At 34.3% G+C, this 25,653-nt stretch carries 18 protein-coding genes; 11 read left to right on the top strand and 7 right to left on the bottom strand.

Features of this window, described 5'->3' with window-relative positions; translation table 11 throughout:
• From ACTCAF_RS01345 to ACTCAF_RS01300, 10 genes are all read left to right on the top strand, one after another.
• Positions 1–1,647: an N-acetylmuramoyl-L-alanine amidase gene (locus ACTCAF_RS01345; RefSeq protein ID WP_463061500.1), complete on the top strand. Its 1,647-nt coding sequence runs from the start codon at positions 1–3 to the stop codon at positions 1,645–1,647.
• Complete coding sequence (locus ACTCAF_RS01340) at positions 1,647–4,988, top strand: translocation/assembly module TamB domain-containing protein (protein WP_463061499.1); 3,342 nt, start codon at positions 1,647–1,649, stop codon at positions 4,986–4,988. The genes ACTCAF_RS01345 and ACTCAF_RS01340 overlap by 1 nt, the downstream gene beginning before the upstream one ends.
• On the top strand, positions 4,957–7,440 hold the full coding sequence (locus ACTCAF_RS01335) for a BamA/TamA family outer membrane protein (protein ID WP_463061498.1): 2,484 nt from the start codon (positions 4,957–4,959) through the stop codon (positions 7,438–7,440). Before ACTCAF_RS01340 ends, ACTCAF_RS01335 begins: the two co-directional genes overlap by 32 nt.
• Before the next feature lie 93 nt (positions 7,441–7,533).
• Entirely contained in the window at positions 7,534–8,127 is a 594-nt protein-coding gene (locus tag ACTCAF_RS01330; protein WP_463061497.1) for a peroxiredoxin, read from the top strand.
• A gap of 140 nt (positions 8,128–8,267) precedes the next feature.
• Positions 8,268–8,402, top strand: coding sequence for a hypothetical protein (locus ACTCAF_RS01325; protein ID WP_463061496.1), 135 nt, complete (start codon positions 8,268–8,270; stop codon positions 8,400–8,402).
• Positions 8,403–8,502: 100 nt separating this feature from the next.
• Entirely contained in the window at positions 8,503–10,245 is a 1,743-nt protein-coding gene (locus ACTCAF_RS01320) for a chloride channel protein (RefSeq protein WP_463061495.1), read from the top strand.
• Positions 10,235–12,289 (top strand): ATP-dependent helicase, encoded by a 2,055-nt coding sequence (locus ACTCAF_RS01315; protein WP_463061494.1) that lies wholly within the window; start codon positions 10,235–10,237, stop codon positions 12,287–12,289. The genes ACTCAF_RS01320 and ACTCAF_RS01315 overlap by 11 nt, the downstream gene beginning before the upstream one ends.
• Positions 12,290–12,333: 44 nt before the next feature.
• The gene (gatC, locus tag ACTCAF_RS01310) at positions 12,334–12,627 is read left to right on the top strand and encodes an Asp-tRNA(Asn)/Glu-tRNA(Gln) amidotransferase subunit GatC (protein WP_463061493.1); all 294 of its coding nucleotides are present in this window, start codon (positions 12,334–12,336) and stop codon (positions 12,625–12,627) included.
• Positions 12,628–12,638: 11 nt separating this feature from the next.
• Positions 12,639–14,102, top strand: coding sequence for an Asp-tRNA(Asn)/Glu-tRNA(Gln) amidotransferase subunit GatA (gene gatA, locus ACTCAF_RS01305; protein ID WP_463061492.1), 1,464 nt, complete (start codon positions 12,639–12,641; stop codon positions 14,100–14,102).
• A gap of 70 nt (positions 14,103–14,172) precedes the next feature.
• A complete protein-coding gene (locus tag ACTCAF_RS01300) occupies positions 14,173–14,466 on the top strand; it encodes a hypothetical protein (protein ID WP_463061491.1) in 294 nt (97 codons plus the stop codon).
• 42 nt (positions 14,467–14,508) lie between these two features.
• Here the strand turns inward: ACTCAF_RS01300 and ACTCAF_RS01295 are convergent, their stop codons facing one another.
• From ACTCAF_RS01295 to ACTCAF_RS01270, 6 genes are read right to left on the bottom strand one after another with little or no spacing between them, the layout of a single operon-like run.
• Entirely contained in the window at positions 14,509–15,885 is a 1,377-nt protein-coding gene (locus tag ACTCAF_RS01295; RefSeq protein WP_463061490.1) for a CheR family methyltransferase, read from the bottom strand.
• Between the two features lie 3 nt (positions 15,886–15,888).
• Positions 15,889–17,280 (bottom strand): hypothetical protein, encoded by a 1,392-nt coding sequence (locus ACTCAF_RS01290; protein WP_463061489.1) that lies wholly within the window; start codon positions 17,278–17,280, stop codon positions 15,889–15,891.
• Positions 17,280–18,290: a chemotaxis protein CheB gene (locus ACTCAF_RS01285; protein WP_463061488.1), complete on the bottom strand. Its 1,011-nt coding sequence runs from the start codon at positions 18,288–18,290 to the stop codon at positions 17,280–17,282. The genes ACTCAF_RS01290 and ACTCAF_RS01285 overlap by 1 nt, the downstream gene beginning before the upstream one ends.
• A complete protein-coding gene (locus ACTCAF_RS01280) occupies positions 18,287–20,215 on the bottom strand; it encodes a hybrid sensor histidine kinase/response regulator (RefSeq protein ID WP_463061487.1) in 1,929 nt (642 codons plus the stop codon). The genes ACTCAF_RS01285 and ACTCAF_RS01280 overlap by 4 nt, the downstream gene beginning before the upstream one ends.
• Complete coding sequence (locus ACTCAF_RS01275; protein WP_463061486.1) at positions 20,215–22,383, bottom strand: methyl-accepting chemotaxis protein; 2,169 nt, start codon at positions 22,381–22,383, stop codon at positions 20,215–20,217. Before ACTCAF_RS01275 ends, ACTCAF_RS01280 begins: the two co-directional genes overlap by 1 nt.
• Complete coding sequence (locus tag ACTCAF_RS01270) at positions 22,364–22,816, bottom strand: hypothetical protein (RefSeq protein WP_463061485.1); 453 nt, start codon at positions 22,814–22,816, stop codon at positions 22,364–22,366. The genes ACTCAF_RS01275 and ACTCAF_RS01270 overlap by 20 nt, the downstream gene beginning before the upstream one ends.
• Positions 22,817–22,987: 171 nt before the next feature.
• Between ACTCAF_RS01270 and ilvD the strand changes: the two genes are divergently transcribed.
• On the top strand, positions 22,988–24,820 hold the full coding sequence (ilvD, locus tag ACTCAF_RS01265) for a dihydroxy-acid dehydratase (RefSeq protein ID WP_463061484.1): 1,833 nt from the start codon (positions 22,988–22,990) through the stop codon (positions 24,818–24,820).
• Between the two features lie 28 nt (positions 24,821–24,848).
• Here ilvD and dapB read toward each other — a convergent pair whose 3' ends face one another.
• The gene (dapB, locus tag ACTCAF_RS01260; RefSeq protein WP_463061483.1) at positions 24,849–25,649 is read right to left on the bottom strand and encodes a 4-hydroxy-tetrahydrodipicolinate reductase; all 801 of its coding nucleotides are present in this window, start codon (positions 25,647–25,649) and stop codon (positions 24,849–24,851) included.
• Between the last annotated feature and the right edge of the window lie 4 nt (positions 25,650–25,653).

Genomic DNA, 25,653 nt, shown 5'->3' with positions numbered 1-25,653 from the left:
ATGTTTATAAAAATAATCAAAATTTTATTTATAATTTTGTTAATAAATGCAAGTTCATTTGGTGCTATTTCGATAAATGAATACAATGGCGTAAAAAATGACTTTAACTATATTGAAAAATCAAAAAGTGCAACCAGGACTTCTTATGCAATTGTGGCTGAGAAGTTTTATAATTTATACAAAAAATCCCCAAGATCAAAACTTGCGGATGATTCCCTTTACCTGTGTGGCAAGACATACTTGAGAAGTTATGAAAGATTTAAAAACAAAGATGACCTAAAAAATGCGCTCAAATATTTCAGACTTGCTGCAGTAAATTATAATTCAAAATGGGCAGCGGAATCTTATCTTTATGCTGCAGATATTTATATTTTGTTGGGGGACTATGCTTCGGCAAAATATATGTTAAATAAACTTATTTACAAATTCAAATCAAGGCCCGAAGCAAAAAAGGCAGAGAAAAAGTTGAAAGAGATAGATGCAAAATTTTATAAAGAGCAGGAGATTAGGGCAGTTAAAAATAAAGATAACAAAGCTGAATCGTCTAAAAGTAAAAACAGTGGGGTACAGGTAAAAAATATTAGATATTACAGTAGTGATGACTATACAAGGGTAGTAATTGATGTGAATGATATCCCAAAATTTGAAAAGCACTGGCTGAGGGCAAATCCGGACTATAATAAACCACCAAGATTGTTTATTGATTTGTTTGATACAGATATCAATAAATCTATTCCTAAAGTGATTGATATAAAAGACGGTTTGTTAAAATCTGTGAGGTGGGGTATTTTTGACAGGGGGACTACAAGAATTGTTCTTGATAGTCAGAATGTTAAAGATTTTACTGTATTTACAATGAGTAACCCGGACAGAATTGTTATAGATGTCAGTAATGGTCAGGAAGGCAACTCAGCAAAATCAAATGTTTCAGATTCAAAGTATGACGAAAAGACAGGCACCCTTGCAAGTGTTTTTGGTTTAAAAGTAAAAACTATAGTAATTGACCCTGGACACGGTGGACATGACCCCGGAGCAACCTATTATGGTTTAAAAGAAAAGGATATCGTGCTTGATGCTGGAATTTATTTGAAAGAGCTTATTGAATCCAATTTTAAAGATATCAAAGTGTACATGACAAGGGACACCGATGTTTTTATCCCTCTTGAAGAAAGAACAGCCTTTGCAAACAGAAAGAGGGCAGACCTCTTTGTCTCAATACATATCAATGCCAGCAGAAATACAAGTGCATACGGCGTGGAAACTTACGTATTAAACGTGACCAATGATAAAGCAGCTCTTGAAGTTGCCGCATTTGAAAACCAGGCAACTGAAAAATCGTTGTCTGATTTGCAGGGTATTTTAAAGGATATTATGCTTAATTCAAAACTTGAAGAATCATTGATGCTTGCAAAATATGTCCAGAATAACCTTTCCAGCGGACTAAAAGATAAGGACCTTGGGGTAAAGCAAGCACCTTTTTATGTCCTTGTTGGCGCTAAAATGCCATCTATTCTTGTAGAGTGCGGCTTTTTATCAAATAAAAAATATCTAAATAAATTTAAAAGTAGAGACTATAGGAAGGCCATTGCAGAGAATATTTTTGAGGGTATAAAAGAGTATATCGAAAAATATAATGGCAAAAACTGATGACAAAAATTTTACAGAGGACTTTCAGAGTCCTCCTCTGGTTAACGATTGTAATATCATTTGCTCTTATAGTTATTAATATAGTCATTGCCAGATACCCTGAAAAGATACTTTCTTTTTTTAATATTAAAAAAGAGTTTGTAGAGATTGGTAAAATCAATACTGTTTTTTTCCCTTTTTTTATCGATGTTTCAAATCTTTCAATTCATTCTGATGACATGGATGGTTATTTTGAGGAAGTTAGGGCTGACGTGGACTTAAAAGGCATTTTTTCAAGTTTTTTGCGATTAAAAATTTCAAAGGGGGAGTTTAGTTTCAATAAGGTAGGGGGTGGCCAAAAACATTTTGAGCCGTATTTTATTCAACAGATAATACTTTCAGACATTATTGTAAACGGCCAGTATAAAGATTATCACTTTACAGGTAATGTAAAAAAAGGAGAATATGACAGTAAAAGGATAAATGCACATATTGAAAACGTAAGCATTAAAAATGGACATATAAATGAAGAATTTAATGTTGATATGCAGGGGGCAGTTGGTTCAAATATTGTAAATATTGAAAAGGCGACAGTTAGAGGCAAGAATATTTTTATTTTGTTAAATGATTTAAACCTGTCTCAGGGGGCTGTGAACGGTAATTTCAGCTTATATGCAAGGGATGATATTTTAAAATTGATTCATGGTGGTTTAAGTGGTGAAATAGTTGCAACGGGTAAATTTGAAAATAGCAAGCTGAATGCAGAAGCCAATTTAAGTTTGTTGAGATTTAATGATAAGTCCTTTACAGGGAAGCTCAATTTTAATGGCGATAGTAAAAAATTTTACTTTGACAGTGATAATATAACATTTGATAATTTTACATTTTTTGCCAAAGGAGCTATTGAGCCCGAAAAAAAAGATATCAGTATTCTGATTGACGACATAAAGGGGAAAACTTTCAGATTTTATAACCAGGAAGTTTTTATTGAAAAGGCTAAATTATCAGGGGATTATGGCACGAAGAAATTTGGGCTTAATGCCGAAATATTCTGGAACGAAAAAATAGTTATCAGCTCCGGTCTTATTATAAAAGATATGATTTTTCTAAAAGATTTGTCTATTAAATCAAAAAGTATTGATGTTTCAGGTGGCGGCCAGATAATTGATAAAAATCGCTATGAGTTTCATTTTACAGGCAAGGTTACAAATAACCCATATCTTGAAAATCTGACAGGCATACAACATGAATTGAATACCGCAATTGATATCAATTACGACGGAAACTTGAAAGTGAGAGGGGAAATAAGCACAAATAAAGGTCTGACTTACAAAAAGTTTTCTTTTGACAGTCTGGATGTTAACTTTTTATTTAATAACAATAAACTGTCTTTTGAATATTCTTTGCTTAGAGATAATAATATGGCGCAAGGGTCAGGCTATGCTGAGAGAAGCGACAGCGGTTTTTCATATTTTACTGAGGGTAGTTATACTTTAAATTTAAACAGCATTTATGAAGGCAGAAATGAAAATATCATAGGTCATTATGAGATAGGCTATAACAAAGTGCTTGAAGGTACGATTGACGGCACATCAAATTTTCGCGACAGAAAAGTTTATTTTAAAAGCAGAATAAAAAACAAAAAATTGATTTTTAGCCAGCTTGAAATCGATAACAATAAATATTTTGACATAGGTACATTTGAATTTGACAGTAAAAAGATAAATCTGGATATAGATAAAGGGCAATTTATAGATTCGATCATTAACCTGAAAAATATCTCTTTAAAAATAAATGGCAACATAAACGATCCGGAAATATTTTTTCAAGCTGATGCTGAAGAGGATAAACTTAAAGAAGCATTTCATATAAGGCTAAATGGCAAAAAAGAAAAATTAAATTTATCTGCCAGAAGCAAAAATGCTATTTTTGAAGTGGTGATATTTCCTTTAAAAAGCCTACTTGAAGGCCATGGCACAATAAATGAGTTTGACTTTAAAGATATCAATAGGTTAAGTGGAGATTTCAAGTTTAGCTCCGAAGATTTTAAAAATATAGAGATTAAAAATGGGGTTTTCAAAGGATTGTTTGGAGGAAGAAATTTTAATATAGGCAGTTTTTCTTCAAACTTTAATTTGCATGATTTTTCTGTTAACAATGCTTCTTTTCATCTTAGTACAAATGAGATTCAAAATCTGCTGATTCACAATATTGATTATAAAGATAAAACAATTAAAGGTATGATAACTGTTGATAACGTTTCAGTGAATTTTCATGGTATAAAAGAGCATTCATTGACAGGGGATGTAAAATTTAGCATGGATAATGAATCGAATGGTTTAAATTTATATGGAAACCTGAAAGGGAAATTCAGGTTATATATCCCAGATTATGGGGTAAATTTAAATGATATCGGCCTGGAAACAAATTTTAAAGGTAAGGGGATATCTGGTGTATTTTCAATGAACTATCTTGATAGCAATATTGATGGAAGCTTTAGTGTGCCTGATTTCAGAAGAGTTTCTGACAGTTTCCTGGGCATTGTGTTTGACAATGTATTTGTAAATGCTGCAAACTTTACCGGTACAGTAAAAGGGTATGTTCAGTACTCAAAAAATAAATTGTCTGGTGACGTGAATATAATTAAAGGGGATTACGAATTTAAAGAATTCAGGAAATCCGGTGGAAATAAAAAAATTCCATTTGATATCGATTTGACAATTAAAAGTGTAAACCCTGTGACAACTAAAAATAAATATTTTGATTCAAAACTGAGCTTTAATTTGCGTTTAAAATATAATAAAGAGCTTACAGTTACGGGTTACCTTGAATCAACAGATTCATATCTGGTTTTGGGTGGTGAGAGGTTTAACATTTTGCAGGGTAAGCTCACTCTGTCTGAGAAAAAACCACCTTTTCTGAACATATTTTCTAAAGGCACAGGCAATTATAAATATATTTTGCTAAACATAAAGGGTTTTCTGCCCGAATACAGTGTTGAAATAAGAGATATTTCCCCCGGTGGAGCTGGTTTTGCAAATCTTAAGTCAAAGAATAATGCAACCGGAAACCTGATAGGTGACCTTTTTAGTGGTGAAGCATTTGCAAACATACTTTCTGTTACAAATAAGTTTTTTGGGATAAACAGCATAGGAATTGATAATGACTACCAGAGTCTTGGATATTTTTCTATCGGCAGGACGTTCACGGATAGGTTGAAAGTAGTATACAGGCTTAAAAGTGGTGAGAAAGGGGATGAAATTGTTGGTTACTACACACTGTTTGACTGGTTAAATTTTAATGTAATTTCAAATAACAACGGGAGCAACGGTGCGGGCTTTAGTATATTTTATTCTTTTTAATCTTGTGTGTAATCTGGCGTACTCTTTTGAGATTGAAGGGGATATAAATGAGAATATACGTCTTAAAATAGAGGAATACGCTAATAAGAAAAGATATGATGATATCAAGACACTTCTGGAATCGTTAAATGTCTATTCATATGAGCTTAACGAAGAAAAGCTTGAAATATTCGAATCTTTAAATGTTGATAAACTGAGACTTCACGGAAATATTAATTTTCTGGATAGCACTATAATTTCGGCTGCGGCATTTTATGATAATTCACCGGTATACCTTGATACTTTTGAAAATTATACAGATAAAATAAGAAAATTTTATAAAGATAACGGTTTTCTTGATGTGGAAGTTTATTATAAGTTTAACAATGGCATACTTGATATTTTTATAAATGAAGGAAAGTTATATGTTTTAACTGAAATGGCAGTATATTATAAAGATAAAGAAATATATTCAGAAAAATTTATCATTCCAAAAATTCTTACTCAAGAGCTAATTGATGGTATAAAAGAGCAGGAGCTTAAAAAAATAAAGAAAGATGGCATACTTTTTCCTGATTATCAAATCTACTACGAAAAATCTACCGGTAGACCATTTTTAGATTTAAATTTTCCGCTTAATTCCATATTGTCGATTTTACCTTCTTTTCATAAAACGGTTAGCCTTGTAATCAAAATAAACGAATCAAAAAGATATAATTTTAACATTAAAGGACTTCCTGAAAATTTGATTGATAAGGCTATTGATATTGTTGTTAAGAATCTGAAAAACCCTGACAGCTACAGTGTGGGCAAAACATATCTTGCATTAATAGACGAATTTGGGAGTGATCTGTTTTTTAATTTAGATGACAATGAAATAGTTGTAAATGTTAATTCACTCAAGCAGAAAGAGAAATATAAATATGATGTCAAAATAAATGGTGGAGTTAATCCGGATAGTATAATCAGTGTTTTAAATGAAGAGCAACTGTCTGATGTTCCTGAGATAAAAAATCTGCTACAGAATATATTAAACGGGATTGGTTATTATTTATATGATTTGACAATCAGTCGTGAAAAAAACAGTCTTTTGATAGATATTAATTTAAAAGACAAGGCACGTATCGGTAATGTTTATCTAAATGATAAAACATTTTTGACTAATTTTAATGAGTTTTACAGTAATAAGGCAAAAAATGCAATTTTAAATGAAATTAAAAATAAATTGAGAGAGGAATACTATTATAATTACATTATAGAGGATAAAGTTGTATACAATAAAGATAACAATACGGTTGATATCTATTTTAAAAGTGATTTTAAAAAACTTTACCTAAGAGATGTCCTGACAGAGGACAAAAGAATAACGAAAATTATTTTAAAAAGGATAAAACGGGGTGAAGTTGTCACTATAAAAAAAATAGAAAATATCCGTTATGTGATTAAAAACAGTCTCAACATAAACGATTACAGGTTAAGTGTAATTCAGGATAATGAAGATGCCGATATAGTATTCGGCTTTAAAAAAGCCAAAAAGAACTTAATGTTTATCGATTTGCAGTACAACAATGTCGACCAGTTTATATTATCATTAGGTTATAAGAGATTTGGTGTTTTAGGTACCGAGTATGTGTTGGATTCATCTGTAACGTTTTCAAAAAAAGAGGAAAGTTACCTTTTAGGACTTTCTAAGCTTTCAAAATTATACGACAATATATTGAAAATTAACTACAGTACCAATTATTTCAAAAAAGATATGGATGATTTTAAATATAAAGGTCTGAGGTTTGGATATATGGAGAGCATTTACGGTGAAAGCTTCAGGCTTGATTACGGTTTATTTGCTGAAAATTTAAAAATATATGATGCCAATTTTGCAAATAACCACTACAACAAAAAATACCGATTTCTTAAAATACCTCTCAAGTATTCATTTAATAAACTAAATTCCAACCTATTGCTTTTCCCTTTTAGTGTCAGTATTGACAATAACATGTTATTGGAGTCAGATTTTAGTCTTCTTACTGTGGAAACGAACTTTTTTTTGCAAAAGAAAATCTGGGGGAATTTTTATACGAGTCTGGACTTAAATGCAGGAAAAATTTTAGGTAATACTGAGTCTACTCCATTACTTTATAGGTTTACTCTCGGCGGACAAAAGATGATGAAAGCTTTCTCATTAAGAGAATTAGGGCCTGAGGATGAACTTGGAAATGTATATGGTGGCACAGGATACTTTCACTTAAATTTTGGAATGCCATACGAGATTGTTGAAAATGTTATGATAGGTCCTTTTTTTGAAGCTGGTAAAGTTTATTATGAAAGCGGCAGCACTCCTTTTTATAAGGATGTCGGTCTAATGTTTAATGTAGATATGGGAATAGGGGATATAAGTATCTCATATGCAAAAAGTTTTAGTCAGTGGGGAAAAACAAGCAGTGCATTTTATATCACCCTTAGGGGAAGATTTTAAAAAAAAGATAAAAAAGGTCTTATTTTTTTCTTGACAATTTCTGATTCTGAATTTAGAATAATTCTATAATAAAGGTTGTGAAGGAGGAAAAAGATGAGTTTGGTGACAAAGCAAGCGCCTGCTTTTGATGCAGAAGCAGTAGTAGGTACAGGTTTTCAAAGAATTAAGCTGGAAGATTATAAGGGTAAGTGGGTTGTTCTTTTCTTTTATCCACTTGATTTCACTTTTGTTTGCCCTACAGAGATTACTGCTCTGTCAGATGCATATCCAGAATTTAAGAAAAGAAACACAGAAATAATAGGTGTTTCTACTGACAGTAAATTTTCTCACCTTGCCTGGGTGAACACACCGAGAGAAGAAGGTGGCCTTGGGCAGCTTAATTATCCGCTTGTAGCTGACTTTACAAAGGAAATTTCTGAAAGCTACGGTGTGCTGTTGCCAGGTGGAATGGCATTAAGGGCTACGTTTATAATCGACCCTGACGGAAAAGTTCAATTTGAACTTATTCACGATTTGGGAATCGGTAGAAATGTGAAGGAAATTTTAAGAAATATAGATGCCCTTCAATATGTAAGGGAGCATGGTGAAGTTTGTCCTGCCGGCTGGGAGCCTGGCAAGGATACTATGAAGCCAGACCCTGTTAAAATGAAAGAATATTTTAAGAAAAATCCACAGGGGCATCAGTAAAAAATTTTAAGACTATCTTAAAGCGTAACATAAAACCTCCCAAGTTTTGCCGCCTTTTTTAGGCGGCTTTTTTATTTTGGTGATTTGATTTGGCTGCATATTTATGTTAAAATTTATCTTAAAAAAGGGGGTGTATAGCCATGCTGCCATTTTACGGTAAATATCTTTACATAAATTTAAGTGAGAGACGATATGAAGAGCGCATATTAAGTAGGGAGCTTTTTCTACCAAATACTGGCGTAATGGTTATTTTGAGTCAAGTTCAAAAAAATTAAAATATTATAAAGTTGAGCTGATAACTCTTGACTGATTTTAGTTTAAGTCTTATTAGAAACACTTTGCAGATAGACATATGTGTAATGTTGAGGATTTGGCATGAAAAATTTTTTTCAGGATTTTATTGATGAGCATGAAGAGATAAAGATATCTGTTGTGGCTGTTTTGATAGGTCTTGCTGCAGGTTACGGAAATATTCTTTTTAGATATTTGATAGGTGTCGTACAGCAATTTTTTTACGGCAGTAAAGATGAATACATATTGTATCTTTTAAAAACCGAACCTTTTTACAAAGTTTTATTTGTTCCGGCTATTGGCGGCCTTGCCGTCGGGATAATAGGGCTTATTTTTAAATCGGCCAAAGGGCATGGTGTGCCGGATGTAATAAAAGCTATTGCACTGAATAAAAAGATTAGCTCATCAGTTGCGCTTGTTAAAACGGTCTCTTCGGCAATTACTCTTGGTACCGGTGGTTCCGCAGGTAGGGAGGGGCCAATTGTCCAGATAGGAGCATCAATTGGCTCAGGGATAGGAAGGGTCTTTAAATATTCTTCAGAAAGGATGAAGGGGGCAATAGCCTGTGGAGCAGCAGGTGGTCTTGCCGCAACATTTAACGCTCCTATCGGTGGTGCAATGTTTGCTGCAGAAGTGTTGCTTGGTGAATTTGGATTAAAAACCTTTAGTCCTATAATTATTTCATCAGTAATTGCCACAACAGTTTCAAGGGCATATCTTGGTAACCACGTGACTTTTGAGGCACCTTCATATGTTTTGAAGAGTTTTCTCGAATTACCACTTTATGCGATTCTTGGGATTGTTTGTGCAGTTGTGGGTGTAGCATTTATAAGAATATTTTATAAATTTGAAGATTTTTTTGAAGAGCTCAAAATTCCAAAATATGTAAAACCTGCTATTGGCGGACTTTTAATGGGTGGTATCGCTATTTTTTCAAGGGAAATTATTGGCGTAGGCTACGACACTATTCACGAAATTTTAATATCAGAAAGGGTTGGGGTATTCCTTGTTGTTATTCTCATTTTGAAAATTGTGGCAACATCTCTTACACTTGGTTCTGGTGGTTCAGGAGGACTTTTTGTTCCTTCACTGTTTTTAGGTGCCGCTACCGGAGGATTTATGGGGTGGCTATTTGGACTGCTTTTTCCTGATATTACTGCATACAGCGGAGCATACGGGCTTGTTGCAATGAGTGCAATGCTTGCTGCTACTATCAGAGCGCCTCTTACTTCGATTCTTATTATATTTGAAATTACGCAAAACTACCAAATTATTTTGCCGCTTATGCTTTCTGCGATCATAGCAAATGTAGTGGCAAATTATCTTGAGAAGGAGTCGATCTTTACCTGGATTCTCAAAAAGCAGGGGATAAATATAAAGAAAGGTGCCGAAGAGAGTATACTAAAAGGGATAAAAGTGAAGGAAATAATGGAGAAGGATGTAGTAACGTTTCATGAAGATACACCTTTTAGACAGATAAAAGAAAGTTTTAAGAGAGCAAGAAACAACTATTTCCCTGTACTTGACCACAATGACACTCTTATCGGGATTATTTCCATTGAAGATATAAGAAGTGTAATATTTGAAGAAGGGATAGAAGATATTGTTGTAGCAGGAGAAATAGCTACAAAATCAAATATTGTCTATCTTTTGCCCGAAGAGGATCTTGCAAAGGCGATAAAAAAATTCAACAGGAAAGATTTGGGGGCATTGCCTGTGGTTGAAGAAACACCGGAAGGCAAACTGAAGTTTTTGGGACTGCTTAGAAGAAGCGATATTGCCTATGCTTATAACAGGGCGGTAGCGGACGTTAAATATGAATCTTAAAGATATGTTAAATGATGAGCAGTATGAAGCAGTTACTTACACCAATGGCCCGCTTTTGGTACTGGCTGGAGCAGGCACCGGGAAAACAAGGGTAATCACCTACAGAATATACAATCTTATTAAAAATGAATCTGTTGAACCAGAAAAAATTATGGCGGTTACTTTTACCAATAAGGCCGCATCTGAAATGAAGCATAGACTTAGCTCACTCGTGGGGCAAGAGGTAAACAACCTTTGGCTTGGCACATTTCACTCCATTGCATTAAGACTTTTGAGGATAGAGTGTGAAAATGCAGAATTACCACAAAACTTCGGTGTTATTGATCAGGAAGACAGATTGGCACTAATCAGAGATATTTTGAAAAAACTTAACATTGACTCCAAAAAGTATCCGCCAAAAGTTTATCTGAATATGATAAGCAGTTTCAAAAATACCCTTTCGTATGTAAAAAATCTGCCTCTAAACGAAGAGTATTATATGGCTTCAGAGGTGTTTGAAGAATATAATAAAAACCTTAAATTTCTAAATATGGTAGATTTTGACGACATGGTATCCCTGGTGGTAAGAATTTTATTGAAAAATCCTGGTATTGCAGGTTATTATCAGAATTGTTTCAAGCATATTTTGGTGGATGAATACCAGGATACAAATGCGCTGCAGTTTATTTTTCTACAGCAACTTACCGGTAAAAACGGCAATATATGCGCTGTGGGTGATGATGACCAGTCTATTTACGGATGGCGGGGCGCTGACATAAACAATATTCTTGATTTTGACAAATTTTTTGAAAATACAAAAGTTATAAAACTTATAAATAATTACAGAAGCCAGCAGGATGTTCTTATAGGAGCCAATAAGCTTATTTCAAACAACAGATTTAGAAGGGGTAAAGAACTTATTCCAGCCCTGAACTTAAAAGGTGAAATTTTAACCAAAAGCTGTTACGACGAACAGGAGGAGGCCGCCTGGGTTGCAAATAAAATTAAAAAACTCGTGAATGAAGAGGGTTGTAGATACAGTGAAATTGCTGTTCTTTACAGGACAAATGCCCAGTCAAGAAATTTTGAGGTGGAGTTTAATAAACACAATATCCCTTACAAGGTTATAGGGAGTATAGGTTTTTACCAGAGAAGAGAAATAAAAGATATCCTGTCGTATTTGAGATTATTTGAAAACCCTTATGATTTTCAGTCGTTTATAAGGAGTATAAAAAACCCTTCAAGGGGTTTTGGCAATGCCACAATTGATAGATTGATTAGTTATGCTTTTGAGAATAATGTGAATATCTTTCAGGCAATAAGTGCAAACTTAAGTAGCTTTAATTCAAAGCAGAGAGAAAATCTGGAAGGCTATCTTAGAATTTTTGAAGGTTTGAAGGAACTTACTTTGGTATCAGAAATGATAGATTATGTTATTAAAAAAACGGAATATGAAGAATATTTAAAACAGTTTGAAGAGGTTGCTGTTTTTGAAAAGCGTCTTTTAAACCTTGAAGAGCTGATAAACTCAGCCGCAGCTATGGAAGAAAAAGGGGGGATTAGTTTGACAGAATTTCTGGCAAATATTACCCTTGTAACTGCTACTGATGAAGATGCCGGTGAAAATGTGAATGTAATGACTATACATGCTGCAAAAGGGCTTGAATTTGACACGGTATTTTTGACAGGCCTTGAAGAAGGTCTTTTTCCTCTTTACGGGAGCATGGATAATGAAAGGGCTTTTGAAGAGGAAAGGAGATTATGCTATGTTGGGGTTACCAGGGCGAAAAGAAATCTTTACCTGACTCATGCATTATCAAGACTTCATTATGGAAAAAGGGTAAATTCATCTGCTTCTACATTTATAAGTGAATTTAGAATTCCAGCGGTTAGCCTAAATGAAAATATCACAAAAGAGATAAGAGAGGGTGCAAAGGTAAGACACGAAAAATTTGGTGAAGGGATAGTTATATCTGTTACAGGAAGTGGTGACGACGCCAAAGTAGATGTGTTTTTTAAACTTTGCGGTTTGAAAAAAATAGTAAAAAGATTTTTGACCTATTAGATAATTTGGTATAATATAAGCAATAAAAAAATCGGAGGAATTTTGTGGCCGAAAAATTGAGTAGAGAAGAGGTTTTGAAAATTGCAAAACTTGCAAGACTAAGACTTGAAGAGGACGAGATTGAGGGTTTGAGGACAGACCTTAACAATATTTTAAACTATATAGACAAATTGAATGAGCTTGATACAGCAGGTATAGAGCCGACATCACATGCCCTTGATGTCGTAAATGTTTTCAGGGATGATGTGCAAAAGCCAGGACTTGATGAAGATGATGTATTCAAGAATGCACCCCAGAGTGAGCATAGCCATTTTAAGGTTCCACGAGTAATTGATTAGAGGTGAATAATATGGATTTACTGAAGACAAATATAAATGAGCTGGTTAATTATCTTAAGGACAAGAAAATTTCTGCCTTTGAGCTGACAAAGTTTTATCTTGATAGAATTGAGAAATATGATCAACAGCTTGACTCGTTTCTTGCCCTGAACGAAAATGCCCTTGATGAGGCAAAAATTATTGATGAAAAAAGAGCAAAAGGTGAGGTTTTGCCTGAGTATGCAGGGATTCCTGTGGCGCTTAAAGATAATATCATTACGAAAGGGATTGATACAACCTGTTCATCAAAAATTCTTGAACATTTTAATCCTCCTTATGATGCTACTGTTACCAGCTTGTTGAAAGAAAATGGATTTATAATTCTTGGAAAATTAAATATGGACGAATTTGCAATGGGTTCTTCTACAGAAACATCATATTATAAAAAAACCAAAAACCCATGGGATACAGAAAGGGTTCCCGGAGGCTCCAGTGGCGGAGCGGCAGTAAGCGTTGCTGCCGGACTTGCACCAGTAAGTCTTGGGAGTGATACCGGTGGTTCAATAAGACAGCCAGCTTCTCTTTGTGGAGTTTGTGGCTTCAAACCCACCTATGGAAGGGTTTCAAGATATGGACTGGTAGCATTTGCATCAAGTCTTGATCAAATAGGGCCTTTTTCAAGAGATATAGTTGACAGTGCTCACTTGTTGAAAGTAATCGGTAAATATGACCCTAAAGATTCCACATCAATAAATATAGAAAGCAGGGATTATACAAAAAATGTTGATACCAGTATCAAGGGTAAGAAAATTGGCATACCGAAGGAGTATTTTGAAGGTGGTATAGAACCTGACGTATTAAACAGGGTGAATGAAGTTATAGATTTTTACAAAAAGCAAGGGGCTGATATGGTTGAAATTAGCATGCCTCATACAGAATATGCGGTGGCCGTTTACTATATCGTTGCAACAGCTGAGGCTTCAAGCAACCTGGCAAGATATGATGGTGTAAGATATGCTTTCAGAAGTGAAGCCGAAGGGTTGATTGATATGTATGAATCCACGAGGTCAAAAGGTTTTGGAAAAGAGGTAAAAAGAAGGATTATGTTGGGTACGTATGTGCTCAGTGCCGGATATTATGATGCCTACTATCTTAAAGCCCAAAAAGTAAGGTCATTGATTAAGCAGGACTTTGTAGAAGCCTATAAAAAGGTTGATGTGATACTTGCGCCTACTTCTCCGAATACTGCATTTAAGTTTGGTGAAAAAATGGATGACCCTATAAGTATGTATCTCAGCGACATATTTACTATTTCTCTTAATTTGTTTGGCGGGTGCGGGGTGTCTGTCCCTTGCGGGTTTGATAAAAATAATTTACCGGTTGGATTTCAGCTGCTTGGCAACTATTTTGAAGAGGAAAAGATAATTAATTTTGCGCACTGTTATCAAAAAAATACCAATTGGCACAAAATGTTTCCTGAAAAATTTTTAAAATAAAAATTTTTTCTAAAGTTTTTTTTGGGAGTGCCGATTACGTTAGTGTAGAAATATATCAGGGACGGTCCATATGACTATACAGGGCGGAAAGATTTATGACATTTTGAGGACTTATAACAAGCAGGTGAAATACAGTAAGGCATCTGCCCAGGAAAAATCTTCCCCCGAAAAAAGTCTTGATAAAGTAAGTATTTCTACTGATGCAAAAAAACTTGCTTTTATCTCTGATATTCTTGCAGAAATAGGAAACTCTGACAAAGAAATTTTGCAGAAAGTTGGCAAATTAATTGGCAATGTGGATTTTGGAAAAACTACCGATGAAGAGCTTGATGAGCTTAAAAAGGATATACTAAAGTCTTTCTAACTGATTTTTGCATTTAAATGCCCAAATATTTCCTAATATTTTTTAATGACTGCCTTTTTCAATCTCACTGATTTTGTTGGTAATCCATTCTTTTAACATACCTGATGAAATCTCGGGTGACAAAGGGTACTTCTTATTTTCAGGCAGCAATTCAAGAAAGGACAGGGCTTTTTTGTAAGCATTTACTGCAGAAGAAGTTTCTTTTTGACATTCATATATTTTACCCAGATAAAACCAGCTTATTTCACTTTGAGGGTTAATGAAAAGTGCCTTTCTTAAGTATTCGAGTGCCTCTGCACAGTTTTTTTCTTCGTAAAGGATTATGGCATACAATAAATATGCCTCATAGGATAAGGATTCGGTGTCCAATACCTTTTTTAATACCGCCTTAGCCTGACTTAGATTGTTTAGTTTGTAATATGAATAACCTAAGAATGTAGCTGCCCTTATATTTTTGGGGTTAATATTTGTCAGTATAAACTCAAATTCCTTTGCAGCCTCAACGTAGTCTTCCGATTTTATAAACTGCACCCCTTTTTTAAACACTTCCGACTCATCTTTTTTGGGCCTGTTGACTTTTGAGTTGATGTCATAAGATACACGCACTGATATATCGTTAATATTTTTAATATTTTCTTCGGTAGCTACATCTATTGTATAATAGCAGCCTTTTTTGATTAAATCGGATTGGTTGACAAGAAGGGCATCTGAGTTGCCAAATATGACGATACCATTTTTGTCAATTAAATTGGCAATTTTATCGCAAATCTTATTAACAGTATCCGGTTCAAAGTATATAAGAAAATTCCTGCAGAAGATTATTTGGTACTTTTCGGCCGCTTCATAGTCCAGAAAGTTTGCTGTCTCAAACTGCACTTTGTTTTTTATTTTGTCAACAACAGCAAACTGATTGTTTTCTGTCATTTCAAAATATTCTTCTTGAAATTCTTTTCTGGTATGTCTCAAATACCAGCTTTGATAAACTCCACTCTTGGCTATATCAATTACCTTTTGACTGATATCGATACCGATTATTGATATTTTTTTAAATATTTCAGGGAGATATTTATGTATATAAATTGCAATGGAATAAGGTTCGCACCCATTCGAACACCCTATTGAGAGAATTTTAATCTCAGGTTTTTTATTGATAGGGGTTGATACAATTTGGTCAATACATTTAAATTGCTCGGCATTTCTGAAAAAATAAGACTCATTTATAGTCAAATCTGAAATAAACTCCCGCAACATTTCCGTATTGTTTTTTAAAAGGTCGGCAAGCTTATAAGGATTATTCCCTGTCCTGGCCACCCAGGTTTTGTATGTTTCATCAAATTTCATTTCGAGACTTTCTTTAATCAGAAGTCCCGAATAGACCTTAACGAGATGTTTTATTTCGTCTATCTTTTCTGCATTCATAGATTAACCTTTTAAAAAGTCATTTATTATTTTTTTTCTCTCATTAAATGTACAAAAAAATAAGTCAGGTAAAATTTGAATTTTTGTCTCATCATCGTAAGAAAATTCTTTAATCACCGGATTTATTATATCATATGTTCCGAAATATTGCATGCCTGTTTCAATAATTTTTTTTGAGGTAGCTGATTTATATAGCCCTATTATTCCTTCAGTAGCTGAAAAAGTTATTTTATCTTCATCAACTTTAAGTATTCCAAGAGGCATTGGGTAAAGGTGAAGTATATTTTTATGTATAAAGCTGTTTAAGGAATAGATAATATCTTTAAATTCTTTTTCGCCTTCAGACAGTAGATTGTTGAGGTGTATATAAAGGATTGAGCATATTTCAGCCGGAGAAGTAGTGATAATATAGTAAATATCATTTTGTGCTTTGAGACTGAGCCATGTAGATTTTTCAGCCACAATCGCAATATGTTTTGCCATAGGCATATTCTTCCCAAGATTTTTCAGGATATTTGAAAAGATTCTTGTTATGTTATTTTTGGATTCTACCCTGTTTTTAAGATATTGGTATGAGTTATACCATTTGAAAATTTTAATAGGATTGAGGAGAAATTTCAAAACAGACTTCAGAAAATCCTCACTGAAGGCTGATTTATAAAATAAGAAGATAATTTCACCTATTTTTTCATTGAATGATTCAATATTGTATTTTACAAAGCTATCTTCATTTTCAATCTGGTAAAAGTTGTCAGGGGTGATTAAAATTGAGTCATTTAAATCTCTTGAGATTTCGTTCATAAGAATGTGATATTCTCTAAAATTGTTAATACTTGAAAATATAATATGCTTGTCATCATGGGTGATTTTGATAATTATTTTATCAAACCCTGTTATAAGCTTTATAAGTTCAAAATATTCCATAAACCATATATTTGGTTCATAAATGTTTTCTAAAACAAGGCTTGAATAGTCCATAATAAATGTTTTTATTTTCTCGGTAATAAAAATTTTCTCAAAAGTATCATAAAAAAGTTCGTGGTCTATTTTTACAGTTGTTGATTTGTCAAAAACTATTTCGTTTAGAAGTCCGTTGATGTTATTGTATGAAACGGTATGTATGTTATGGAAAGTCTTGTTGACAAGAAACGATTTGGATGTGTCGTTTGTAACAAGATAGATGTGAAATACCCTATCGGGTATTAAATTGTCGATTATGGCAGAAAATAAAAATCCGCTGATTTCAAAACCTGTATTTTCAATAATCAGCGCTATTTCGGGATGTTTGTGGATATCCTGGGCAAGTTCAATAGGTGAGTCGTAAAATGATATTTCATCGAAATAGTTTTTTAACTGAGCCTTAAGTAAAGGCTTTTTTACAAGCGCCAAAATCATTATACCCTTAATATCTCCATTATTTTTTCATTTATTTGTGTAAGATCAAGTACATAGTCTGCTATGTCCATTACTGCTCTTGGCATTGAGCTTGCAATGGCGGCTTCAGGTTTTTGTGCAATTACGATACCCCCAAGCTTTTTAACCAAATTTGAGGCATGCTGACCATCATTTCCAAGCCCTGTAAGTTGAATATGAATAAGTCTATTTTTCAGTTTATATGCAATATTTGATACGATGTTGTCAATGCTTGGGAAAAACAGTTGGTTTGGCGTCGTTTCCACAGGAAAAAGATAGGCAGTTTCCCCCTTTGACTCTATTTCAACATTGAATTTCGGCGAACAAATAAACAGCCTGTCATCAAGCCTTAGTTTTTTGTTTATCAAAACAGTTTCTTTATTGGAAAAATCCTTTATCCAGTTTAAATAACCGGCTTCAAAGTCTGGCTCAATGTGTTGAACAACTATCAAGGGGAGGTTTTTTATAGATGTAAGAAATGGGATAATATTTTTTAATGTTTTTGGACCACCTGTTGAAACCCCAATAGTCAGTATATATTTACTTTTATGTTCGATATTGGGTGTTGTTAGTGCCTGAGCGAGTGTTTCACCAACTTTGTTTATTTTGAGATTGGCACAGATTTTTATTTTTCTTTTGAGATTATCAATAAAGTTTTCATCAAGTTCTATCGGTTTTTTAATAATATCAACAACGGTATTTTCTAAGAGATTAAACGATTTTTTTATTTCAGCATCAGTTAAAGATGTAAGCAGTATAATTGGGATCGGTTTTGTAGACATAATAGCTTTTGCAACAGCATCGCCAGTCATTTTTGGCATCATCAGATCAAGAACGATTATGTCAGGGTTTATAGAGTAAACAATCTTAAGTGCTTCCACACCATCTTTTGCTTCACCCACAATTTCAAATGTATCTTTAAGGTTAGATTTGAGGTAATTTCTAATGTATGCAGAATCATCAACAATGAATAGTTTTAGTTTGTCAGTCATATTAGCGTTTTTACCTTTTTAATAAAGTTTTCTCTGGAAAAGAATTTTTTTACAAAATACCCATTTGCACCGCTTTTGAAAGCAAGTGTAATATCATTATCTTCACCACGTGAGCTTAGTATAAGTACAGGCACAATTTTGTCAGATTCTCTTATCTCTTTTAAAAGAGATATCCCATCCATTTCAGGCATTTCTATGTCAGTGATTATTAAATCAAATTTTTGAGACTTATATATTTTAAGGGCCTCTTTGCCGTTTTTTGCAATAACGGTTTTTATATCAATACTTTTTAAAAAGTCTGAAATCATTTCTCTTATAAGTGCATTATCGTCAGCTACCAGTGCCTTATATTGCCTGTTTTTGGAGTTTACTGAGGGGCTATCATTTACGTTATTTGGCACAAAATTGTTCTTTGAGCCTATTGTAAGGGGATTTATTATCGCAAGGGGTCTTAAATCGTCATCTATTGCAAACCCGATTATATGGGGAATAGTTTTTAAAATACCTTGAACCTCCTTTACAGTAAAGAGTTTTTCGCCTTCATAGTTTTCACAAGTGATAATAGTATTTTTGTTTCTGATTATAACTGCCAGGCTTTCATTGCCCACATTTTTTTGGACCAGACTACCGGTATGAACTATATTGTATTCTTTGTCATTGTATATTAGCCTGCCACTTACGGAATCAAAATTATCTTTATTTATTTTAATAAACTTATCAACTAAATATACCGGTATCCCTATTTTTTCTTTTTCGGTTGATATTACAATGCAGTGTAGAATGTTAAACGATACCGGGATTTCAAGAGTAAAGACAGTGCCTTTTTCAGAAGATTTAACTCTGACAATTCCACCGATAGCTTCAATCCTTTCCTTTACGATATCAAGCCCAACTCCCCTTCCGCTGATATTGTCAATTTTTTCAGCAGTAGAAAAGTTTGGTGTGAAGATAAATTCAAGTAGTCTCGTTTCAGGTAAAGTCTTTGCTTCATTTTCACTTATAATCCCCATTTCTACTGCTTTTTTTGCAATTTTGCCTGAATCAATACCACCGCCGTCGTCTTCTACCAGAATCTTTATTTTACTGCCCGTGCTTGACGCATTGACTTTTATTATACCTGCTTTCTCTTTACCTTTTTTTAATCTGATATCGGGGACTTCAATGCCGTGAGATACTGCATTTCGGACAAGGTGAATGAGTGCTTCCTCGACAATGCTGAAAAAATTTTTATCTACGCCTATTTTGTTGAAGTTTATTTCAATTTTAATATTTTTATTCTGTTTTGTAGCGGTATAATGGGCAATGTTTTTTATTTTGGGAGCAATTTCTTCGAGGTTTAATAGTGTTATGCTTTCAATATAGTGAAAAAGTTCCGATATTTTTTCTTTATACTTTTCTTTCTCCCTGGAGCTGTTAGGTTTAAAGCTAAATTCTACGATTTGGGTCAGCTCCTCTGTAAGATCCCTGACCTGGCGAATAATATCCTCATTTACATTTTTAATTGAGGAGGTTTCTTCTTTGATTTCGGTGTTTGTTATGGGCTCTTTCTCAATGTCCGGTACCTCATTACTATTTATTAATGTTTCCAGTTTGTCGAGGTACTCATCAAAGTTTTTAGGGAAGTTTGTAATAAGGGCTTCTATTTCATCTATTATGCGAATAGATTTTATTTTGCTGTCAGGCGTAAACCCTTTATTTGATATAGTCTGGAAGAAATTTTCACACTTGTGAAGAATGTCTCCAAACCTCTCAAGCCCCATAATGCCTGCAGAGCCCTTGATGGTGTGAAAAACTTTGACAATTTTAAAGACTTCATTGCTGACTTGAGATGATTCAAAAGACTTGTTCAAAAAATCACGGGCTGACCTTATATGATACAAAACTTCGTCAACAAATAGGTCTCTTAGTTTCTTATCATCTATCATTACTTAAGTTTACCCAAATGAGCCAGTGTTTCGTTTAAATTTTTGATAACGCTGTCTACATCCTGGCTTGCATCCTGAGATTCTTTTGCTGATTTAAGAGCATCTTTCATAGCAAGAGACAGGTCGTTTGACGTGGTCAGAATGTCATTTGAAGCATTGTTCAAATCTTTTATTACTTCATTTATTTCTATTAAATGTTTGTTTATATGGTCTGCTTCATTCTTGATAAACTCAAAATTTCCTTTGTTTTCCTGCATATGTTCCAGCATGTTTTTAATTAATTTTTCTGCCTCTTCAACTGTCATAACAGATTTTGAGCCGAAATCAGTTATTTCCTCGACCTCTTTTTCTATTTCTTTGCTGAAACTGTAGGTCTTGTCTGAAAGCTCCCTTATCTCTTCAGCAATGATTTTAAATGCCATACTGTTGGTTTCCCCTCTAACTGATTCAATTGATGCATTTAAGGCAAGCAGATTTGTTTGCTCGGAAATTTCATATATTGTCTTCAATATTTTATTTATATTGTGTGTTTTTTTATTAAGTTGAAAGATTGTATCTGTCAATTCGTCGGTAATTTTAATTACGGAGTTTAACTTCACTACAGACTTTTCCACCTCTCCGAATCCAACCTGTGAGGCGTTGTCAACCTTTCCTGAGACATCAAGTATGTGTTTTGTTTTTGTAAGAATGTTGTCTGCTGAGGTCGTAAGTTCCTGTATAGCAACATTTGTTTCAGCAAGGCTTGTGTTTTGCTGTGCAAGCATTGTGCTAAGGGACTCTGCAGAAGTTTTTAATTCTGAAGATGATGCAGACAGCCTCATTACAGACTCTTCAATGTTTAGAAGAATATTTTCAATCTCTTCTTTTCTCTTTTTCTGATTTTCAAACTCTTTTTTCTGGAAAGTAATATCATTGAAGAGGATAATGGTATTAACGGTTTTCCCTTTTTCATCTGAAATTTTCCCAAATCTTACGATATAGTATTCATCTTTTTTCGGGTCATACAGTTCAAATTTATCTTTTTGCTTTGGAGAATTCATAAAAGTTGTGAGATTTGTTTCAATTACTTTTAATGTTTCTGGAATTATATCAAGAAAATTCTGGTCACCTATATCATCAGGCAGGGAAAGCATATTGTTGAAGAAACTGTTTCTGTAAATAAAATTAAATTTATTGTCTATTACCGTTACAGGGATAGGCAATCTGTTAAGAAGTACTTCCATTTGTTGCTGCTGGGATGACAATTTATCAATTACAGCCTGAATTGTTTTTGAAACCCTGTCATATTCTTCAATATGCTGCTCACTAAAATTTACCTGTCTTTCATTATTCAATATGCTGGTAAGTGAGTTGGTGATTTCTATTATAGGCTTGTTGGAAAATTTATAGTAGAAAATTTCTGTTATAAGCCAGAATATAAAAAGTATTAAAAGACCAACGATTATTAGTGTGCTTGCGTTTGCAGTATCTTTGCTTGTGTCAAAAGATATTTTTATAAATTGTTTTGTGGCTGATACAAAATGTGTATTTGGGTTTACATTGATATTTTTGGTGGATGCCCCGATTTCTTCATTATCAAATCCAACAAATTTGTAAGAAGCGTCATTTAAAATCTCAAGATTTTCAACCTGAGCAAGTTTTAATGGCACAGTCTTATATACTTGCAAAACGTATTTTTTGTCTTTATATTCATATCCGTAATATCCGTTCAAAATGATATTGTCTTTTGAAAGGGATTTGTATATTTTGCTTCCACCTGCATAAACAGCCGTTGTTATTTCCGGATTAAATTTAATAGTATTTGCCGGTTTTTCCGAGCTTGCATATATCAAAAGATACGTTTGATCAGAAAATTCATACAGATTAAATTTGGTATTATTTCCGGCCGAGGAATTTTTTATAACCTCATAAATATTTCCATTGTTTTTATCAGCCATGAGATGGATTTTGGTAAAGGTGTTTTCAATATTGCTAACTTCAGCATCGATTTTTGACTCAATCAATTCTACGATGTTTTCCTGGATTAAATAGGTATGTTTATCATAAAGCTTGTTTATAAGATTGGATGTCAGTGCCAATATTGAAAGCATAAATATAAAAAATAATACTGACAGGAAAATAAGCCTTGAGTAGACAATAGTTTTTAGGCTAAATACTTTTTTTATCATAAGCATCTCCGTTCATATTGTACTTTTGGTAATCTATAAGTGAATTTTCAATTTTATTAAGATTTAAATTGTAAATAGTATCATTGCCCATTCTGAATGCGAAGTTGCAAACCCCTTTCAGATTTGCCTGCATTTCAACTTTTGGTGTGTTTTCCAGAATTTCAATAAGATTTGGCTTTACAGTGCTGTATAGTAACATATTGTATGGCTCTTTAAGTTTTAGAAGGTAAAGTGGGGACTCTTTCTGCGGTTCTTTATTAACAATGCCGAAAATGCTGATTATAGGGTAAATATCCCCCTTTATGTTTTCAAAGCCGTTTATAAAATCCGGTACGATAGAAATAGTGTAATAATGCTTTGATAACATAAACATTTCAACAAAATTATCTTCCACACTGAAAAATTGATCATGTTGTCTGAAAATTATGTGCATGAACAAATTTTAGCATAAAAAAAACGAATGACAATAAAATTTTATAAAAATAATACAGAAAATATAAATTTATTGATGCGGTGAAATGTCAAATAATAACTTTATTTTGAAAAACCTTTGTGATATTTTTCAATTATAGTATAAACTGCTATAAAAAATAACGGAGGAGTTATGCCAAGATACAGATCTTTTACCTCAACTCAAGGAAGGAATATGGCCGGAGCAAGAGCCCTCTGGCGTGCTACCGGTACTAAGGAAAATGAATTTGACAGACCGATTATAGCAATAGTTAATTCATATACCCAGTTTGTTCCAGGTCATGTACATTTGAAGAATATAGGTGATATCGTTGCCGAAGCAATCCGTGAGGCTGGTGGAGTGCCCAAAGAGATGAATACCATAGCTATTGATGATGGGATTGCAATGGGACATAATGGGATGTTGTACAGTCTTCCGTCAAGGGAGTTGATTGCAGATTCTGTAGAATACATGCTCAATGCCCATTGTGTGGATGCTATGGTGTGTATATCAAATTGTGACAAGATTACCCCTGGGATGATGATGGCCGCCATGAGATTAAACATCCCTGCCATATTTGTTTCAGGTGGACCTATGGAGGCTGGCAAGGCAGAATTAAGGGGCAAGCCCAAAAAAATGGATCTTGTGGATGCTATGGTAGCTGCTGTAAGTGATGAAGTGACGGATGAAGAGACAGTCATTATGGAACGCTCAGCCTGCCCAACATGTGGCTCTTGTTCCGGAATGTTTACTGCAAATTCCATGAATTGCCTTGCAGAAGCATTGGGTCTTGCTTTTCCTGGAAACGGCACTTTGGTTGCCACACATAAATTAAGAAAAGAGCTTTTTGTAAGTGCTGGCAAGAGAATTGTAGAGCTTACAAAGGCTTATTATGAGAATAATGATGAGTCGGTGTTGCCAAGGTCTATCGCAAATTTTAAAGCCTTTGAAAATGCAATGACCCTTGATATTGCAATGGGTGGGTCAACAAATACTGTGCTTCATCTTCTTGCAATAGCTTATGAAGCAGGTGTTGATTTTACAATGGCTGATATTGACAGATTGTCAAGAAAAGTCCCTCATCTTTGCAAGGTTGCCCCTTCTACTGACAAATACCATATTGAAGATGTTCACAGAGCAGGTGGAATAATGGGGATTTTGGGTGAGCTTGACAGGGCAGGCCTGATACACACAGATGTAAAGACTGTTCATACAGATTCACTAAAAGATGCCATTAAAAAATGGGATATTGTAAATAAAGATGCTGATGCCCTTAAGTTTTATTCTGCAGCACCGGGAAATGTGCCGACCCTTGAGCCATTTTCACAGGATAAATATTGGGAGCTTGACACCGACCGAGAAAAGGGGTGTATAAGGGATAAGAAAAATGCGTACAGTCAGGATGGGGGGCTTGCCGTGCTTTATGGAAATCTGGCTTATGATGGGTGTATTGTAAAAACTGCCGGTGTGGACGAAAGTATTTTGAAATTTACAGGCAAAGCAAGAGTGTTTGAAAGTCAGGAAGATGCGGTAAATGCCATTTTATCTGATAAAATAGTGCCTGGCGATGTGGTGATAATAAGATATGAGGGGCCAAAAGGTGGGCCAGGAATGCAGGAGATGCTTTACCCCACAAGCTATCTTAAATCAAAAGGGCTTGGCAAGGTTTGTGCGTTAATTACCGATGGTAGGTTTTCAGGTGGGACATCAGGACTGTCGATAGGTCATGTTTCTCCAGAGGCTGCTGAGGGTGGAAATATAGCGCTCGTAAATGAAGGGGATATAATTAAAATAGATATCCCAAACAGAAAGATTGAGATAGATATTACAGACGATGAACTTTCAAGAAGAAGAAAAGAAATCGAAAAGAGAGGCTTTAAACCAGTAGACAGAGATAGAAAAATTTCTGCTGCACTAAAAGCTTATTCAATATTTACAACCAGCGCCGCAAGGGGTGCGGTTAGAGATATTTCTAAGTTTGAATAAAAGAAGGCGACCATTTGGTCGCCTTCTTTTACAAACCAAGTACGTCAAACATGCTGTAAAGTCCAGCTTTTTGATTTTTTAACCACTTTGCAGCTGAAATTGCACCTTTTGCAAATGTATCCCTTGTATGAGCCTTGTGGGTAATTTCTATCCTTTCCCCCTGGCCACAAAACATAACCGTATGTTCACCTACAATATCGCCTGCTCTTATAGTTTGTATACCGATCTCCTTGTCAGTTCTCTCCCCAATAAGACCTCTTCTGCAATATACGGCGTCTTTTTCCAAATCCCTGTTAAGGGCATTTGCTATTACTTCAGCCATTTTCATTGCAGTTCCACTGGGAGCATCTTTTTTAAGCCTGTGATGAGATTCTATGATTTCAATATCATAAATATTTCCAATGGCTTTTGACACCATTTCAAGGACTTTTAGTGTAAGATTGACCCCAAGGCTCATATTTGGGGCAAATACAACAGGAATATCCCTTGAAAGCTCTTTAATTTTTTCAATTTCATCCGGCTCAAAACCAGTGCTGCCGATTACAAGCGGTATATTTGCTACCCTGTATTTTTCAAGGTTATTCATTGTCGGTTTGGCACCTGTGAAGTCTATTAGGACATCACACTTATTTTTTGCATTTTCTATGTCGGACTCAATTTTTATACCTGTTTCGCCTATCCCTGCCAAAATCCCTGAATCTTGTCCCAAAAACTCGGACTCTGAATATTCGTAGGCAGCAGTGACGTTGGCATTAGCATCTTCACTGCTAAGGGCTATTATTCTTCTCCCCATTCTTCCTGCTGCACCGATTACGCCTATATTAACCATACAT

It is taken from the genome of Deferrivibrio sp. (assembly GCF_055117995.1).
Note: the sequence above shows the minus strand (reverse complement) of the source record. Positions and strands in the feature narration are given on the sequence as shown.

Excerpts from the sequence above, each read along its gene's own strand:
- ACTCAF_RS01330 (WP_463061497.1), top strand. The coding sequence starts at position 7,534 with ATGAGTTTGGTGACAAAGCAAGCGCCTGCTTTTGATGCAGAAGCAGTA.
- ACTCAF_RS01285 (WP_463061488.1), bottom strand. The coding sequence starts at position 18,290 with ATGACTGACAAACTAAAACTATTCATTGTTGATGATTCTGCATACATT.
- ACTCAF_RS01325 (WP_463061496.1), top strand. The coding sequence starts at position 8,268 with ATGCTGCCATTTTACGGTAAATATCTTTACATAAATTTAAGTGAGAGA.
- dapB (WP_463061483.1), bottom strand. The coding sequence starts at position 25,649 with ATGGTTAATATAGGCGTAATCGGTGCAGCAGGAAGAATGGGGAGAAGA.
- ACTCAF_RS01275 (WP_463061486.1), bottom strand. The coding sequence starts at position 22,383 with ATGATAAAAAAAGTATTTAGCCTAAAAACTATTGTCTACTCAAGGCTT.
- ACTCAF_RS01290 (WP_463061489.1), bottom strand. The coding sequence starts at position 17,280 with ATGATTTTGGCGCTTGTAAAAAAGCCTTTACTTAAGGCTCAGTTAAAA.
- ACTCAF_RS01295 (WP_463061490.1), bottom strand. The coding sequence starts at position 15,885 with ATGAATGCAGAAAAGATAGACGAAATAAAACATCTCGTTAAGGTCTAT.
- ACTCAF_RS01345 (WP_463061500.1), top strand. The coding sequence starts at position 1 with ATGTTTATAAAAATAATCAAAATTTTATTTATAATTTTGTTAATAAAT.
- ACTCAF_RS01340 (WP_463061499.1), top strand. The coding sequence starts at position 1,647 with ATGACAAAAATTTTACAGAGGACTTTCAGAGTCCTCCTCTGGTTAACG.
- ACTCAF_RS01270 (WP_463061485.1), bottom strand. The coding sequence starts at position 22,816 with ATGCACATAATTTTCAGACAACATGATCAATTTTTCAGTGTGGAAGAT.
- ilvD (WP_463061484.1), top strand. The coding sequence starts at position 22,988 with ATGCCAAGATACAGATCTTTTACCTCAACTCAAGGAAGGAATATGGCC.
- ACTCAF_RS01300 (WP_463061491.1), top strand. The coding sequence starts at position 14,173 with ATGACTATACAGGGCGGAAAGATTTATGACATTTTGAGGACTTATAAC.
- ACTCAF_RS01315 (WP_463061494.1), top strand. The coding sequence starts at position 10,235 with ATGAATCTTAAAGATATGTTAAATGATGAGCAGTATGAAGCAGTTACT.
- ACTCAF_RS01320 (WP_463061495.1), top strand. The coding sequence starts at position 8,503 with ATGAAAAATTTTTTTCAGGATTTTATTGATGAGCATGAAGAGATAAAG.
- ACTCAF_RS01280 (WP_463061487.1), bottom strand. The coding sequence starts at position 20,215 with ATGATAGATGATAAGAAACTAAGAGACCTATTTGTTGACGAAGTTTTG.
- gatA (WP_463061492.1), top strand. The coding sequence starts at position 12,639 with ATGGATTTACTGAAGACAAATATAAATGAGCTGGTTAATTATCTTAAG.